Raw genomic sequence first — 15,683 nt, forward strand, 5'->3', positions numbered from 1 at the left:
AAGTCTAAATACCTGTAGGACAAAAAAATAAATAGCACTCTCTTAAAATTACATATAAGCACCTTATAAATAATTCCACATTTTTTAATATTTTTGATAAATAAGGGGAGCCTTCCCTTAAAGAAAAGCTATATCATAACCTTCTAATAAAAACTAATAAAAAAATAGCAATGATGAATCATATCGAAATAAAAGAAACAGAAAACATTTCTGAAGAATCCTACCAAAAAAATTTATCTAAAGTAAAATTGAAATTAGAAGAATCTGTTGGCACTTATGATTTAGAGCACGCTGAATTTGTTGCTAGCAAGGTATTTAATAATACTCCTGGGCTTTACAATAGGTATAAAATTTTAAAAAACAATGAGCTCATTGCTTTCTTAGAAACTTTTAAAAGCAAAAACCTCATACAAATTTACACTAGCCCTGTAAACCTACAGTAGAACAATATTTAACCATATAAAAAAATCAGCGTTACTTAAAAAAGCAACCCTGATTTGATCTCTAATATTTCGATTTACAGATAATTATTATAATAACGAAGTAACAGATGATTGGAGACCTCTAAATTCATTTATAATATCTTTAACAACCTCTTTTGCCGGTTTAATTTTATGAATTAGGCCCGCTATTTGCCCTATTTCCAATTCTCCTTCTACTAAATCTCCTTCAAATATTCCTCTTTTAGCGCGCGCTCTTCCCAACAATTCTTTTAGTTCTTCTATAGACGGGGACTTCTGATACAACTCTTGAATTTGTTTATAAAATTCATTTTTAACCAAACGTACAGGAGCCAATTCTTTTAAAGTCAAGTGAGTATCTCCGTCTTTAACGCCTATGATTGCTTCTTTAAAATTATTATGTGCTGAAGATTCTTCTGTAGCGGCAAATCTACTACCTATTTGAACCCCATCCGCTCCTAGAACCATTGCTGCTAACATTCCTTTACCCGAAGCTATTCCTCCCGCAGAAATTACAGGTATTTGAACCTGCTCTTTTACCATTGGAATCAATGTAAATGTAGTTGTTTCTTCTCTTCCATTATGCCCTCCTGCCTCAAAACCTTCACAAACAATGGCATCAACCCCTGCTTTTTCTGCTTTTAATGCAAATTTTACGGAACTTACCACATGCACTACTGTAATACCCTTTTCTTTTAAAAAGGAGGTCCAAGTTTTAGGGTTTCCAGCAGAAGTGAAAATAACTTTTACACCCTCTTCTACTATAATATCCATTATTTTTTCAATATCAGGATATAACATTGGTACATTTACGCCAAAAGGCTTATCTGTTGCTTTTTTGCATTTTTGAATATGTTCTCTTAGTACTTCTGGGTACATAGAACCTGCTCCTATCAGCCCTAATCCTCCTGCATTAGAAACTGCCGATGCTAATTTCCATCCACTAACCCAAATCATTCCCCCTTGAATAATTGGATATTTTATATTCAAGAGTTTTATTATGCTATTTTCCATTTATTTTTTAATTAACTTCACCGTTTTTCTCAAAGCTCCTTTACTCAACTCTAATATATAAACTCCTGACTTTAAAGATGAAATATCCATAGAGTTCCGTTTATTTTCAAAAAATAGTTGCTTTCCTAAAACAGAAAACACCTTTACCTTATAATCTTCCAAACTTCCTTTATCTATCTTAAAATTAAGGTATTCATCTACAGGGTTAGGGTAAATTGTAATTCCTAAATCTTGTAAAGTATAAGGTTTTATACTCAATGTTTGCTTTGCTAATTCAAAATTAGGGATTCCATATCCATAACGATCGTCTGGTGCATTATATCTATCTGCTGACTTTTTTATAATATCTACAATTTCAGCATGTGTTTTATTAGGAAAGGCTTGCCAAAAACACGCAACAACTCCTGCCATAATAGGAGAAGAAAAAGACGTACCATTAGTAGTTCTCGGTGTTCCTGTTCTATAATCAATTACATAGGCTGATTGCCCTTGGGCTAGCACATCTGGTTTTACTCGACCATCTGAAGTAGGACCATAAGAACTAAAGCTGGCAATTCCTTTTGATGAGTTTACAGCTCCGATAGTAAATACTGATGGTGCATCTGCAGGTACTCCAATATATTTCCAACTATCATTTCCCGAATTCCCAGCAGCATTGACCAAGATCATTCCTCTTGAAACTCCTATTTCAGCCCCTCTAGTTATAAAAGCGGTTTTACCGTCCATATCGGCATACGTATAGTTATACTTAGCATTATCAAACGTAGTATATCCTAAAGAAGTATTAATAACATCTACTCCTAAACTATCGGCTCTTTCCGCTGCTTCTACCCATAAACTCTCTTCCAGAGGTACCTCATTAGCAGCATCTTCTGATATAAATAAATAAAAAGATGCATCTGGCGCTGTTCCTACAAAACTTCCTTCTATATATCCTCCTATATCAGATAACACATGAGTTCCATGAGAATGCCCTGTATAGAAATTTACATTTCTATTTACGAAATCGTACCCTCCTAAAATCTGATTATTATCTCGCAATCGTTTAAAGCCGGCTAATGTATTTACATTGGGAAAACCTGCATCTATAATTGCTATTTGCATTCCTGTACCGGTAAACCCTTCTCTATGTAAAAAGTCTCCTTTTAACATTTGTATTTGATTGGCTGCATTACCGTAATCAAAGTTTGTGGTAATTTCAGCGAACTTATTTGAACGATTCGTATTATTACTCTTTGCTATGATATTTCTCCCTTTGCTCAGATTCTTATTAGCAAATTCTATTTTATCAATAAAATTAAAATCTGTTTCCAATGCCCTTATCACAGCTTCGTTACCTTGTACATGAATTGCATTTAGCCATTTGGACTTTGCTTTTACTGTAATTCCTTCTTTGTTTTTTATTTGTACATAATAGCCTGCATCTATAGGGACGTCTTTATTATCTATGTTTATATTTTGTCTTGCTCTTCTATCTAAAGACCGTTGAGAAAGCATTGTTAATGGGTTTGCTATAAAGGTAGCTGCGTTCGGCTTATCTTTTAAAAAAACCCATGCATCTTCTTGAGAGTAAGATGTAGTAGTTGTGTACGCCGTAAGTAAAAAAAGTAGTAATTTCTTCATATATCGAAATTACTACTTTTTTCTTATTTATACCATTTTACCTTTTAAAAACAAACGAATAAATCGTCTTTTTTACGGAAGTACTTTTAAAAATGGTGTATGGTTATTTTTGATTCATTTAGTTTAAGAAATAACCCCTGACCCTAAAAGTTCTTCATGAACATACCAAGCTACAAATTGCCCTTCTTGTATGGCGGATTGTTTGTTTTCAAACTCCACAAACATCCCTTCTTTTACTTTATACAAAGTAGCTTTTTCTAAGGCTTGCCTATATCTAATACGCGCCTCAACTTGCATTGAATTTCCTTCTTGAAGCGCTAAATCTTCTCGAATCCAATGTAACTCTTCATTTGACACAAACAACACATTTCTATACAAGCCTTGATGGAGCTTTCCTTCTCCTGCGTAAATTACATTTTCAACTACATCGGTTTCTATCACAAAAAGAGGCTCTTTAGTACCTCCAACGGCCAACCCTTTGCGTTGTCCTTTAGTAAAATAATGAGCTCCTTGGTGCGTTCCTACTACCTTACCAGCTTCTTTATGATATACAAATTTCTTCGAAAAATATGTTAGTTCTTCTTCTTTACTACCAAATTCTGGAATTGAGGTTGTGTATTCTGAAAAATCATTTGGTATTTGTACAATAACTCCTTCTTTAGGTTGTAGTTTCTGTTGTAAAAATTCAGGTAGTCGAACTTTTCCTATAAAACACAAACCTTGGGAATCTTTTTTATCGGCTGTAATTAAAGCTGCTTTTTTAGCTATTTCTCTAACCTCTGGCTTGGTTAGTTCACCTATGGGAAACAAGGCTTTTTCCAATTGGGCTTGTGACAATTGGCACAAGAAATAAGATTGATCTTTATTCATGTCTTTTCCTGCCAGCAACTTATATACTGTTTTACCTCCAATTTCTTCTTCAGCTTTCCTACAATAATGCCCCGTTGCAACATAATCTGCTCCTAATCCTAGCGCTATGTCCATAAAAACATCAAATTTTATTTCTCGATTACATAACACATCTGGATTAGGTGTTCGACCTTTTTCATATTCGTCAAACATATAATCCACAATACGATGTTTGTATTGCTCACTTAAATCTACTACCTGAAAAGGAATTCCTAGTTTATCAGCTACAATCATAGCGTCATTACTATCTTCTAACCATGGGCATTCATCAGAAATTGTTACACTATCATCATGCCAATTCTTCATAAACAAGCCTATTACCTCATATCCTTGTTCTTTTAATAAATAAGCGGTTACGCTACTATCTACCCCTCCTGAAAGTCCTACTATTACTCTTTTCATTTTAAAAAAAATTGGCTACAAATTTACAAATTTATAGCCAATTTCATGGTTAAAAACCAAATGATTCCCTTTCTTGAAATCATTCTACTTTTATGGTATGCTTTCGTCTTCTCTTTGAATTTGAAACAGCTTCTCCATCCATATAAAACTCCCATTTCCCTATTCGCTTTCCTTCTTTATAAACTCCTTTTTCTTTAATTCCTCCTTTTAAATCGAAGTACCTAGCAGGGCCTTCTAATTTTCCTGCTGCATAATTTTCTTCCTCTATCAAAATGCCATCTTCTGTATATTTCTTAGAAATGCCATGCTTTACATTATTTTTGTAATTGCTTTCTTCTGTAACCTGCCCATTACTATAGTAGTTTTTCAAAACGCCATCTAACTGCCCATTCTTATAAAACTCTTCTGAAAGTAATTTTCCATTGGTAAAAAAGTAACTCCATTTACCTACCCTTTTCTTACCTACCATCGTTCCTTTTGTTTTTAGTTTTCCTAAAAGAGTGTAAAATTTAACCTCAGCAGAATCAGAATGTTTCGAAAATTTCTTAATCATTACTGGTTTCCTCGGTGCTTTAATATCATAATACTTAAACACTCCTATTTCCTTCCCATTTTTAAATTGGCCTTCATATCTAATTTTCCCATTTTTATAGGTCTTTCGCCAAATTCCCTCTCGTTCACCGTTTTCGTTGCATTGATTTATCTTTTGCCCTTGTACTTCTATTCCACTAAAAAGCAAGAATAAAGTAGGAAATAACAGTAATCTCTTTATTTTTAACATAAATTAGATTTTTTTCGAGAACAAATATACACAAACCATACCAACCTAAAAGTAGCTTCTTTTATTACTCAATTAAAAAAACAGGAAACTAAATCGTAAAAAATAATGAATATTACAGCTCCGCTTCTTTAGCTTTTTATTTAAACATTCTTATTTACTTTATTCGTGCAATCATAAAATACCTAAAAAAAACATGGCAAAATGCCTTTTTACTACTAACTTACTGAAATACATGTATTAAGATTAGCATAGCAATTCTTGTTAATTTATATAGTGCTACGGTGTATGGTCTTTCTAAAAAAAGGAAGTCATCTATCCTGTAAATTTTATGTTACATTTACTATCAGTTTGGCGCGTTTTTTGAAATCATCACTACCTAATAAAAAACAACCAATTTTTAACATCACTATTTATCATGCATCATTTTTTTTATATTTTAATCATTAGCCTCTTCTTTAGCAGTTGTAAAACAAATAAGCAAAAAGAAATGGTAGCTCCGCACTCTACCGAATATGCTTTGGATTATGAGGGACTTTATAAAGGTACTTTTCCTTGTGCCGACTGTAGTGGCATTCAAGTGAGCTTGCTGCTTACTAAAAACAATACTTTTCGCTATGAAACTACTTATCTAGGAAAGGGGCATTATATAGAAAAAGGGAACTATAGCGTTAAAGAAAAGATCCTTACTTTAAAAGAAGGTAACAGAAGCATCTACTTTCTTATAGGAAAGAACAGGTTGTCTTTTCTTGGCGAAGACCTAAAAGCTGCTACTGGCCAATTTGCGAGCTACTATGAACTAAAAAAACAACAGGAGTTTAATTTTATAGGAGCATACGAAACCTTTAACGAATCAAAAGGGGGCTATACAAATACACTATCTATTCAACCTAAAGGGAAAAATTTTGATGTCCAATTTTCTGCTTCAAAAGTTAATGGGTTTAAAAATTGTAATTTCAAAGGAATTGCCCATAAAAAAAATGATACTCTTTGGGTAAATATCGCTCATAAGAGCGACAATGAAGCTATACAGATGTACATTGCTCCTTCTCATGATAATTTGGGAGTGGAAGTTTTTACCTCTGATTTTGAAAAACGATTTACTATGATGTTCTATTGTAGGGGTGGCAGCTCTATTGCCGGAAATTATATGAAAAATACCATTACTAATAATAGTATTGGTGTTTTTAACAACCAAACTACCATCAGCAAAGTACTTCATCAACTTCCGCTTGCACAAATACAAAAAAAAGAAGGATATGGTGAATTTAAAGATGCTATATATGATGACTATGAAATATCTAGACACTACGGTGAGCCTCTTTTTACGATTACTCCAAAAGACACAGGAAATGTACATCAAAAAATAAATAGGGTTCTTGTTCTTAGCCCCTTTTTTAAAACAGAAAAAGGAATTACAAAACATGCTACATATGGGGCTATCAAAAAGGCTTATACTATTGATAAAATGGAACCTACCAAAACCCATATTGTATTAATCGTTGATGAAATTAATGCTAGTTTTAGTATTTTAAAAAGTGAATTGAATAAAGGTTGGTGGGATGATACTACCAATACGATTGATTCGAGTAAAATACCTCTTGATGCTAAAATAGATGATTTTGTGCTTTGGTGGAATAAATAACAATCATTGCACCAATATCGATACGTTTTAAAAAGCAGCTTAAGTTTGTCATTACTTAAGCTGCTTTTTATAATAAAATAAGATACTTTTTTTATAGTTCTTCAATATTTGTTGGTCTTCGATATCCTTGAAATGGTTGCTTTAACAACTCTTTTATCTCTCCATTTTTAACCTCATTAGGAAAAGTATCAACTCCATATACTATTTTTTCACGATCAAGTTCCATATAAGTACCTAAAAGTCGATCCCAAATAGAAAAGATGTTTCCATAGTTAGCATCTGTATAAGGTAATAAATTATGATGGTGTACTTTGTGCATATCGGGAGACACTATAAAATAGCTCAATAACTTATCTAGCTTTCTTGGCATTTTGATATTTGCATGCGTTAGTTGCGTAAATATCAACGACATTGATTGGTACAACATTACAATAGCAATAGGAGTGCCTACTATAAAAACACCTAATAGCGTAAATGCAAATCGGATGATACTTTCTAAAGGATGGTGCCTATTGGCTGTCGTTGTATCTACCTTATGATCTGTATGATGAACCAAGTGCACCATCCATAATAATTTTATTTTATGTTCTGTAAAGTGTGCTAAATAAGCACCAAAAAAGTCTAATAGTAACACTCCTAAAAGAGCATATAACCATAAAGGCATTTCTGGCAACCAATTAATTATTCCAAAATTAGTTACGGTTACCCAATCTGCTGTTCGTAGTAATAAAAAAGCAAGTGCAACGTTGATGATAATTGTAGTTCCTGTAAAAAATAAATTTGGAATTGCATGTTTCCATTTTTTATACTTAAAATCAAATAAGGGAACGGCGCCTTCTATTATCCAAAAAAAACTGATTCCTCCTACCAAAATCAGACTTCTATGACTTGATGGAATGGTTTCAAAATAAGCTAGTATTGTTTCCAAATAAAAATATTTTCTTTAAAAGTAAGAAAAAATCACTTAAAACCACAATAAATACATACATAAACATCTATATATCAAAACAATATCTTGTTTCTTTTTATGTAAAATAAATTATTTTCTTTTTATTTTCGGATTCGATTTTAGCGGTAAACGTTTTTTTAATTTTTCTATGATTCTATAAGTTGCAGGGCAAATTTCTGTGTTTTTTAGTGTTAAATCTGCTATTTGAATAAATTTTCGTCTATCGGTATGCGGGTATTCTGCACAGGCTTTTGGACGAACGTCATAAATAAAACACGTATTATCAGTCGTATCTAAAAATGAGCAAGGTGCAGTTTTCAATACCATAAAATCATCCGCATCTCTCTCTAAATACTGTGCTACAAAATCACGTACCTTCATTCGTAAATGTTTCGCGATCCGTTCTATATCTTTTTCTGTAAAAATTGGACTGGTTGTTTTGCAACAATTTCCGCACGTTAAGCAGTCTGTTTTTTCAAACTCTTCTTCATGCAATTCCTGCATTAATACATCTAAATGCTTAGGGGTACGTTTTTTTAATGTAGCAAAATATTTTTTACTCTCTTTTACCGCTTCTTTTGCTAGTTTGGGTAAGTGCTCCAAATCTTTATCCATTGGGCAAAAATACTTATATAATTTGATAGAATCAGTTTAAATACCATGCGCGAAAAAATCAAAATAATTTATGTAATTTTGCTCTTCAATTTTCAATCGCAAAATGAATATTCAAAATCTAATAGAAACCAAAGTAAAAGAAGGATTTTTATCCTTATATCAAGTAGCAATCCCATCGGTAGAATTTCAGGCTACTCGTAAAGAGTTTGAAGGTGATATTACTGTAGTCGTTTTCCCTTTATTAAGGTATAAAAAAGGGAATCCTGTTCAAATTGGAGAAGACTTGGGAAACTATTTGGTAGCTGCTATTCCGGAAGTTACAAATTATAATGTGGTAAAAGGTTTTTTAAATTTAGTGATTGACGATCGCTTTTATACGGATTTTTTCAATAGCATTCATACAAATGTAAATTACGGACTGCAAGCTACTGCTAAAAATGAACAAGCAATGCTCGTGGAATACTCCTCTCCTAACACTAATAAACCATTACATTTGGGGCATGTTAGGAATGTATTACTAGGGTATTCTGTTTCTGAAATTATCAAGGCTTCTGGTAAAAAAGTATATAAGACTCAAATTATTAATGATCGAGGAATTCACATCTGCAAATCAATGCTTGCATGGCAAAAGTTTGGCCATGGAGCAACTCCTGAATCAACAGGTTTAAAAGGGGATAAACTGGTTGGTAATTATTATGTGAAGTTTGACCAAGAGTATAAAAAAGAAATTGCCGACTTAATAGCTCATGGACACCCTGAAGAAACTGCTAAAAAGGAAGCGCCTTTATTTTTAGAAGCACAAGAAATGCTTCGTAAATGGGAAGCTGGTGATAAAGAGGTGGTGGCTTTATGGGAAATGATGAATGGCTGGGTATATACTGGTTTTGATGTTACTTATAAAAATATTGGGGTTGACTTTGATAAGTTATATTATGAAAGTAATACTTACTTATTAGGTAAAGATATTATTGAAGAAGGATTGTCAAACGGTGTTTTTTATAAGAAAGAGGATGGCTCTGTATGGTGCGATTTAACGAGTGATGGCTTGGATGAAAAACTGGTGTTGCGTTCTGACGGAACGGCTGTTTATATGACACAAGATATTGGAACGGCTGTGCAACGCTCTAAAGATATGCCTGATGTTAATGGTATGGTATATACGGTTGGTAATGAGCAAGATTATCATTTTAAAGTATTGTTCCTTATCTTAAAAAAACTAGGATATTCATGGGCTGAGCAATTATACCACTTAAGCTATGGAATGGTTGATTTGCCTTCTGGAAAAATGAAATCTCGTGAAGGAACTGTTGTAGATGCGGATGATTTAATGGATGAGATGACAGGAACTGCGAGAAGTATTTCGCAAGAATTGGGTAAATTAGAGGGCTATTCTGAAGAAGAAAAGGAAAAACTTTATAAAATTATTGGGCTAGGTGCCTTGAAATATTTCATCTTAAAGGTAGATCCTAAAAAAAGAATTTTATTTGATCCAAAAGCTTCTGTTGATTTCCAAGGAAATACAGGACCTTTTATTCAATATACCTATGCTCGAATTCAATCTATTTTAAGGAAAGCTACTTTTGATTATTCAAAGGAGTGCACGGTAGCACTACATGAAAAGGAAAAGGAACTTATTAAGCAATTAACTTTATATCCTGAAACTATTCAATTAGCCGCTGCAAATTATTCGCCTGCTCTTATTGCCAACTATACGTACGAGTTGGTAAAAGAATTCAATTCTTTTTACCAAAACGTATCTATTTTAGGAGAGGAAGATCAAAATAAAAAAATATTTAGAGTACAATTGGCAAAAAAAGTTGCCGACACTATAAAATCAGCATTTTCTTTGTTAGGGATTCAAGTTCCTGAAAGAATGTAAAAAATAAACAAACAACAATAAAAACATACACATGAAATACGACGTATTAATAATCGGAAGTGGACCTGGAGGTTATGTAACGGCTATTAGAGCCTCTCAATTAGGCTTTAAAACCGCTGTAATCGAAAAAGAAAACTTAGGTGGAATTTGTTTGAACTGGGGGTGTATTCCTACAAAAGCTTTACTAAAATCTGCACAGGTTTATGATTATTTAAAGCATGTTGACGAATATGGCTTAAAAGCTGAAGCTATTGATAAAGATTTTGAAGCCGTTATTAAACGTAGTCGTGGCGTTGCGGAAGGAATGAGCAAAGGGGTTCAATTTTTAATGAAAAAAAATAAAATTGACATCATTGATGGTTTTGGTAAGGTAAAAGCTGGCAAAAAAGTAGCTGTAACTGCTGCGGATGGTAGTATTACGGAATATAGCGCTGATCATATTATTATTGCTACAGGTGCTCGCTCTCGCCAATTGCCTAATTTGCCGCAAGATGGTAAAAAGGTAATTGGATATCGTGAAGCAATGAGCTTGCCTAAACAACCTAAATCTATGATTGTTGTAGGATCTGGCGCTATTGGAGTGGAATTTGCTCATTTTTATAATGCAATGGGAACTGAGGTAACTATTGTTGAGTTCATGCCTAATATTGTTCCTGTTGAAGATAAAGATGTTTCTAAACAAATGGAGCGCTCTTTTAAGAAAGCTGGTATAAAGGTAATGACAAATTCTTCTGTTGAATCTGTTGCTACTTCTGGAGAGGGAGTAAAAGCAACTGTTAAAACTAAAAAAGGAACTGAAGTTATAGAGGCTGATATCGTACTTTCTGCTGTGGGAATTAAAACGAATATTGAAAATATTGGTTTGGAAGATGTGGGAATTATTACTGATAGAGATAAAATTTTGGTAAATGATTGGTACCAAACTAATATTCCTGGGTATTATGCTATTGGCGATGTTACTCCGGGTCCTGCTCTTGCTCATGTTGCTTCTGCAGAAGGAATTACTTGTGTTGAAAAGATAGCAGGAATTCATACTGATGCTATTGATTATGGTAATATTCCTGGTTGTACTTACGCTACTCCTGAAATTGCTTCTGTTGGTTTAACGGAAGAAAAAGCGAAGGAAGCTGGCTACGAATTAAAAGTTGGAAAGTTCCCTTTTTCCGCTTCTGGAAAAGCGAAGGCTGCTGGAACTCCTGATGGATTTGTTAAAGTTATTTTTGATGCGAAATATGGAGAATGGTTAGGTTGCCATATGATTGGAGCTGGGGTTACTGATATGATTGCTGAAGCCGTTTTAGGTCGTAAATTAGAAACTACAGGGCATGAGGTGTTAAAAGCAATACACCCTCACCCTACTATGAGTGAAGCTGTTATGGAAGCTGTTGCTGATGCTTATGATGAAGTGATTCATTTATAGTATGTTGCAATAAATATCTTATAAAAAACCTTGCACTACACTTGCAAGGTTTTTTATTGTTCTACATTGTACTATTTAGTTTTACATTGAATATTTAAAAACAATAAGAGTATTAAAATCATTATTCTCATTTTAATTCTACTTTGGTTAACCGTAGTAAACTTAATATATCTTTTTCGTGAGCAATAAAGCGATTATAATCAAAAAGTGGAGGATTATCAGTATAGTATGGCATTATATCCATTTCTCCATTTTTAGGATATGCTTTTGCGTTTGAACTTTCGGATTGAGTTATCGTATTGACACTTCCTTTATGACCATAAGAATAAAATGTACCTCCATAGGCTTTTAAAATAGTGTGACCAATTTCGTGAGCAGAAGTATCCATAAATTCTAGATTTTCTCCCAAACCAGAAGTTGTACTTTTTTCTTCTCTATATGGACTACCTAATTAATTCGGGACACTAACCCAGTTCATGGGGTTACGAAAAATAAATACTATTAGTTTAATACAAGTAAATAAGGTAATGCATATGGCTGCCATCGCTTATAACCTAAAGAAGTGCTTAAATTTTCTAAGAAAAAAGGTAATTAGTTATTTTACACATCTATTTTTATATCCGTATTATACAAAACTTTATTTCGATGTTTAATTTCATTTGGTTCGAAATAGTCTCCACCTCTGACTTTCAACCAGTTTGTTTCTTTCATTAAAGAAACAACTTCGTTGTTTACTAAATCTCTGTGCTTTTCCTTATCATGTTTAGATATATTTTTCACAGAAACCAGTTCAATCGGCTCATACATTTCGCACCATTTATGACCTTTTTTGTTGAATTCTTTGAGTATTCCAAGTTTAATATTTTTCGCTGTTCCCACAAAGAATTTCCCCATCTTTAATTTAAGTACAAAAATGAATACTCCGTGATAATTTAGATTAAATCTTTTTGGGTTTTTTATTGGTAATAGTTCATTACCAAGGTCGGAATTTTTACAAAGTAAAAACCTTAATCTTTCGATGTCAAGAGTGCAAAAATCTCCACCTCTCACATTTTTCCAACCATATTTTTTCATAAATTCAATCGTTATTGAATTCTCTAAAAACATTGCTTCGGAAAGTTCTGTAAATCTTGTTTCAATTATTTCAATTATCTCAATTGGCTTATTCAATTTAGTCCAATCAGAGCTTGATTTGCCTTTTTTATGCTTTCCAAATCGATCTTCCACGTCTTTTGTTTGTCCGACATAATATTTATCATCTTCAAGTCGTAAAACGTATATTTTAATCATTCAAGTTTTCTTACTTATGAGAGTGAGTTTAATTAACTACAACGTTCTCGGCTATTAGTTTTTGCGTGAATTTAGGAATAAATTTTATAACAAAAAAGGTAAAAAGTGACCATAGAGTATCATTTTTGATTTTATTCAATACAAACCTCTTTAAAAACAAACAGCGGTTGGTTTTGAGCTCATTCTATTTTAGTTTTTGAAGGTCTCCTAAAAAAAACAAAAGCCCTAAAAAGGGCTTGGTTTTATATCTATTTTCGTAAAATTATAGGCTTGTACAACGGTTACCATTGTTAGGCAATGTTTTTATTTTCATAGAACAAGTATTATTAGTTTTTCTATTCGTGCCTTCAGAATAGGTATGACTGTATCGGTATATTATCTTCTTTTATTCAAATTACTATAATTCTACTTTATTTAAGTAATATTTTGTTAGGTCTTTATTATTTTCTAGGAGCCATTCTTGCCAATCTTTTGAAGCATTATATTTTTTGAAGAGTTTGTGTTTCTCATTTTCATTTAAACTTACCCAAGAAGGGAGCCAAGATTCTGTTGCATAAATCTCTTGAATGCCTTGCCTCCAACAAGGACTTCCGTGAAATGAGTTTGGAAAGGCTACCCAAAAAGGGTATAAATTGGTGTTGTCTTTAAGCTCTTTTTTTAAGTTTTCTAACAAATCAATATCCTTTGTATAAACAGAAATGGCTACATAATATTTAGAAACATAATTTACTCCTATTTTTGAAGTACGTTTTTTATTAAATGTAGTATCTAAGATTTTATTTATTTTTTTACTTACAACTTTTCTGTTTATTTTTTTTTGATCAATTTCAGGGCGTAATTTTTCTACCCACGGAATAGGTAAAAAAAAATCAGTACTGTATTTATAATTTTTAAAAAAAGAAAACATAGTTTATTATTTTAATTTTCATTTATATGGTCTGCTATCCAATCTGCTCCAAAATAACCAGCAGTACCAAAAACAAGACCTCCAATAGCACCACACAGAATAGCACCAGGTCCACTAACTAAACTTAAAGTTGCACCTGCCGAAGCTCCTATTTTAGCACCAACAATTGCACCTCCCCATCCACCAGCTTGTCTAATCATTTCAGCGACGATTGGTTTAGAAGAATCTTCTTCTATAGATTCGTTAGTAGCTTTGCCTAGCTCATAGGCTGATAAAACTATTCCAACTACGGCAACTACTCTTAATCCTTTTACTAATCGTATTGTCCCTTTAGATTTAATCATATCTGGAGCAACATGTCCTTCTAATAATACTTCTTGCTCTGTATTTTTAACAACGTTTATAAGTTTATCAATTCTAGCTTTAGCACTTTCTGTAAAAAGTCCTTCTTTGTATTTTTCTAAATGAGTTATAATCTCACTAGTACTATAAATCTTTCCTCCTGATTTTTCAAATTTATTCTTATCAATGTAATGAAGAGTTCCTTCGATTGTTGGAGCACCACTTTTTAGTGTACTTGCAGATAAAAATTTAGAAGGTTTATTGTTTGCTACATGTTCTGCTATTGTAGCAGCTGAATTAGGAGCTTTGGCTTCCATTCCAAAGTATTCGGAAGGAGTACCATGAATTATTCTGTCAAAAAACATAGAAGTGTTTTTAATTGGAGGGACTCCAACTTTTCTAGTTATTTTACCAGAAGGTAAAATTTCTTCAAATATTATAAATGTAAAACCGTGTCCTTCTTTTACAATTTCTAGAAAATCATTTTCTTTAGTGAGTAACGGGTTTTTGATATCATTTAGAGTTGTCTCCCAAGATAACTTAACACTAAGATTATCTACATCAGGCTCATTAGCAAATACTTCGTCCCAAGCTGGGTCTAAATCTAAATTGATAACGACTTTATTATTTTTAACATTAGTTTTATAATTGACAGTTATTTTCTCTTTGTTTCCAATAATATTTACCCCTTGATCTATCAAGTTGAAATTTAACTCCGTATTATCGGGAATGTTTTTTGTTTTAATATGAAAATAGGTGGTTTCTCCAATAGAAGCTTTATTGATTTTATTTTCACCTTCGAAATCAGAACTCCACCAACTATCTATGATTTCTTCTTTCAGTTGCTTTTCAGTTTCTTCCCCTTGAATTTCATTTACAGGTGTTTCATATACCGGTGTTTGGTATTGTTCTGTAATAGAAAAAGTTTTTCTCCAATCAGTAGTGTATTCTAATTCAGAGTTTGGAGTTTTAACACCTGCAGAAGTTATTTTTAACCTGTTTATCATCGGTTCTTCATTACTATTGGAAAAAGTGGTTTGAAAACCTATCAAATAACAGTCGTAAAAGGTCATAATTTTAGATCCTCCGTTTAAGTAAGGATAGAAAATTTGAAGTTCAATTTTTTCTATAGCTCTTTCGCTAGTCATCCATTCTTCAAAGTATATACTTTCAGTAGCTTCAATTTCCATTTCAAGACCTTTAAAACTTGTTAGTTGTATAGGCCTACTTTGTTCATTGACTTTTTTACTAAATCCGAAACGATATGATAGTAAATCTATTTCCTTATTTTCTATAATTAATTTGGCTACAAAGCTCATTTTTTGTTTTAAGGGTTGGTTTGGTTAATGTTACCTAACGTTCTCGGCTATTAGTTTTTGCGTGAATTTAGGAATAAATTTTATAACAAAAAAGGTAAAAAGTGACCATAGAGTATCATTTTTGATTTTA

Annotated in this window: 14 protein-coding genes; 4 read left to right on the forward strand and 10 right to left on the reverse strand. The window is 32.6% G+C overall.

The features are described 5' to 3' along the window. Positions 1-170 precede the first annotated feature (170 nt). The gene (locus MARIT_RS09800; protein ID WP_024741236.1) at positions 171-443 is read left to right on the forward strand and encodes a hypothetical protein; all 273 of its coding nucleotides are present in this window, start codon (positions 171-173) and stop codon (positions 441-443) included. Positions 444-530: 87 nt separating this feature from the next. Here the strand turns inward: MARIT_RS09800 and MARIT_RS09805 are convergent, their stop codons facing one another. The 4 genes from MARIT_RS09805 to MARIT_RS09820 all read right to left on the reverse strand — a co-directional run bounded on the left by MARIT_RS09805 (position 531) and on the right by MARIT_RS09820 (position 5,190). Further along, positions 531-1,475: an NAD(P)H-dependent flavin oxidoreductase gene (locus MARIT_RS09805; protein ID WP_024741235.1), complete on the reverse strand. Its 945-nt coding sequence runs from the start codon at positions 1,473-1,475 to the stop codon at positions 531-533. Further along, positions 1,476-3,098, reverse strand: coding sequence for a S8 family serine peptidase (locus MARIT_RS09810; protein WP_024741234.1), 1,623 nt, complete (start codon positions 3,096-3,098; stop codon positions 1,476-1,478). Between the two features lie 123 nt (positions 3,099-3,221). Then, positions 3,222-4,409, reverse strand: coding sequence for a tRNA 2-thiouridine(34) synthase MnmA (mnmA, locus tag MARIT_RS09815; RefSeq protein ID WP_024741233.1), 1,188 nt, complete (start codon positions 4,407-4,409; stop codon positions 3,222-3,224). Between the two features lie 79 nt (positions 4,410-4,488). Next, the gene (locus MARIT_RS09820; RefSeq protein WP_024741232.1) at positions 4,489-5,190 is read right to left on the reverse strand and encodes a toxin-antitoxin system YwqK family antitoxin; all 702 of its coding nucleotides are present in this window, start codon (positions 5,188-5,190) and stop codon (positions 4,489-4,491) included. 415 nt (positions 5,191-5,605) lie between these two features. Here MARIT_RS09820 and MARIT_RS09825 point away from each other — a divergent pair, with 415 nt between their 5' ends. Then, positions 5,606-6,832, forward strand: a complete 1,227-nt coding sequence (locus tag MARIT_RS09825; protein ID WP_100211418.1) for a copper resistance protein NlpE — start codon at positions 5,606-5,608, stop codon at positions 6,830-6,832. 91 nt (positions 6,833-6,923) lie between these two features. Here the strand turns inward: MARIT_RS09825 and MARIT_RS09830 are convergent, their stop codons facing one another. Both MARIT_RS09830 and MARIT_RS09835 read right to left on the reverse strand, forming a co-directional pair. After that, on the reverse strand, positions 6,924-7,760 hold the full coding sequence (locus MARIT_RS09830) for a sterol desaturase family protein (protein WP_024741230.1): 837 nt from the start codon (positions 7,758-7,760) through the stop codon (positions 6,924-6,926). Positions 7,761-7,871: 111 nt separating this feature from the next. Further along, entirely contained in the window at positions 7,872-8,396 is a 525-nt protein-coding gene (locus MARIT_RS09835) for a YkgJ family cysteine cluster protein (protein ID WP_100211419.1), read from the reverse strand. 103 nt (positions 8,397-8,499) lie between these two features. On the opposite strand from MARIT_RS09835, the gene argS reads away from it, so the two are divergent. Together argS and lpdA are read left to right on the forward strand one after the other, a co-directional pair. Beyond that, entirely contained in the window at positions 8,500-10,275 is a 1,776-nt protein-coding gene (argS, locus tag MARIT_RS09840; protein ID WP_100211420.1) for an arginine--tRNA ligase, read from the forward strand. Between the two features lie 31 nt (positions 10,276-10,306). After that, positions 10,307-11,695, forward strand: coding sequence for a dihydrolipoyl dehydrogenase (lpdA, locus tag MARIT_RS09845; protein WP_024741227.1), 1,389 nt, complete (start codon positions 10,307-10,309; stop codon positions 11,693-11,695). 127 nt (positions 11,696-11,822) lie between these two features. Here lpdA and MARIT_RS09850 read toward each other — a convergent pair whose 3' ends face one another. The 4 genes from MARIT_RS09850 to tssD all read right to left on the reverse strand — a co-directional run bounded on the left by MARIT_RS09850 (position 11,823) and on the right by tssD (position 15,553). Next, positions 11,823-12,104 carry a hypothetical protein gene (locus MARIT_RS09850; RefSeq protein ID WP_157926242.1) on the reverse strand — a complete coding sequence of 94 codons (282 nt, stop codon included), beginning with the start codon at positions 12,102-12,104 and terminating at the stop codon, positions 11,823-11,825. A gap of 191 nt (positions 12,105-12,295) precedes the next feature. After that, positions 12,296-12,985 (reverse strand): GIY-YIG nuclease family protein, encoded by a 690-nt coding sequence (locus MARIT_RS09855; protein ID WP_100211422.1) that lies wholly within the window; start codon positions 12,983-12,985, stop codon positions 12,296-12,298. Positions 12,986-13,382: 397 nt separating this feature from the next. Then, entirely contained in the window at positions 13,383-13,892 is a 510-nt protein-coding gene (locus tag MARIT_RS09860) for a hypothetical protein (RefSeq protein ID WP_024741225.1), read from the reverse strand. A gap of 11 nt (positions 13,893-13,903) precedes the next feature. Further along, complete coding sequence (tssD, locus tag MARIT_RS09865; protein ID WP_100211423.1) at positions 13,904-15,553, reverse strand: type VI secretion system tube protein TssD; 1,650 nt, start codon at positions 15,551-15,553, stop codon at positions 13,904-13,906. Positions 15,554-15,683: the final 130 nt, after the last annotated feature.

The organism is Tenacibaculum maritimum NCIMB 2154 (assembly GCF_900119795.1).
Classification (GTDB): Bacteria; Bacteroidota; Bacteroidia; order Flavobacteriales; family Flavobacteriaceae; genus Polaribacter; species Polaribacter maritimus.

Coding starts and splice junctions, on each gene's coding strand:
- MARIT_RS09800 (WP_024741236.1), top strand. CDS start 171: ATGATGAATCATATCGAAATAAAAGAAACAGAAAACATTTCTGAAGAA.
- MARIT_RS09805 (WP_024741235.1), bottom strand. CDS start 1,475: ATGGAAAATAGCATAATAAAACTCTTGAATATAAAATATCCAATTATT.
- MARIT_RS09810 (WP_024741234.1), bottom strand. CDS start 3,098: ATGAAGAAATTACTACTTTTTTTACTTACGGCGTACACAACTACTACA.
- mnmA (WP_024741233.1), bottom strand. CDS start 4,409: ATGAAAAGAGTAATAGTAGGACTTTCAGGAGGGGTAGATAGTAGCGTA.
- MARIT_RS09820 (WP_024741232.1), bottom strand. CDS start 5,190: ATGTTAAAAATAAAGAGATTACTGTTATTTCCTACTTTATTCTTGCTT.
- MARIT_RS09825 (WP_100211418.1), top strand. CDS start 5,606: ATGCATCATTTTTTTTATATTTTAATCATTAGCCTCTTCTTTAGCAGT.
- MARIT_RS09835 (WP_100211419.1), bottom strand. CDS start 8,396: ATGGATAAAGATTTGGAGCACTTACCCAAACTAGCAAAAGAAGCGGTA.
- argS (WP_100211420.1), top strand. CDS start 8,500: ATGAATATTCAAAATCTAATAGAAACCAAAGTAAAAGAAGGATTTTTA.
- lpdA (WP_024741227.1), top strand. CDS start 10,307: ATGAAATACGACGTATTAATAATCGGAAGTGGACCTGGAGGTTATGTA.
- MARIT_RS09855 (WP_100211422.1), bottom strand. CDS start 12,985: ATGATTAAAATATACGTTTTACGACTTGAAGATGATAAATATTATGTC.
- MARIT_RS09860 (WP_024741225.1), bottom strand. CDS start 13,892: ATGTTTTCTTTTTTTAAAAATTATAAATACAGTACTGATTTTTTTTTA.
- tssD (WP_100211423.1), bottom strand. CDS start 15,553: ATGAGCTTTGTAGCCAAATTAATTATAGAAAATAAGGAAATAGATTTA.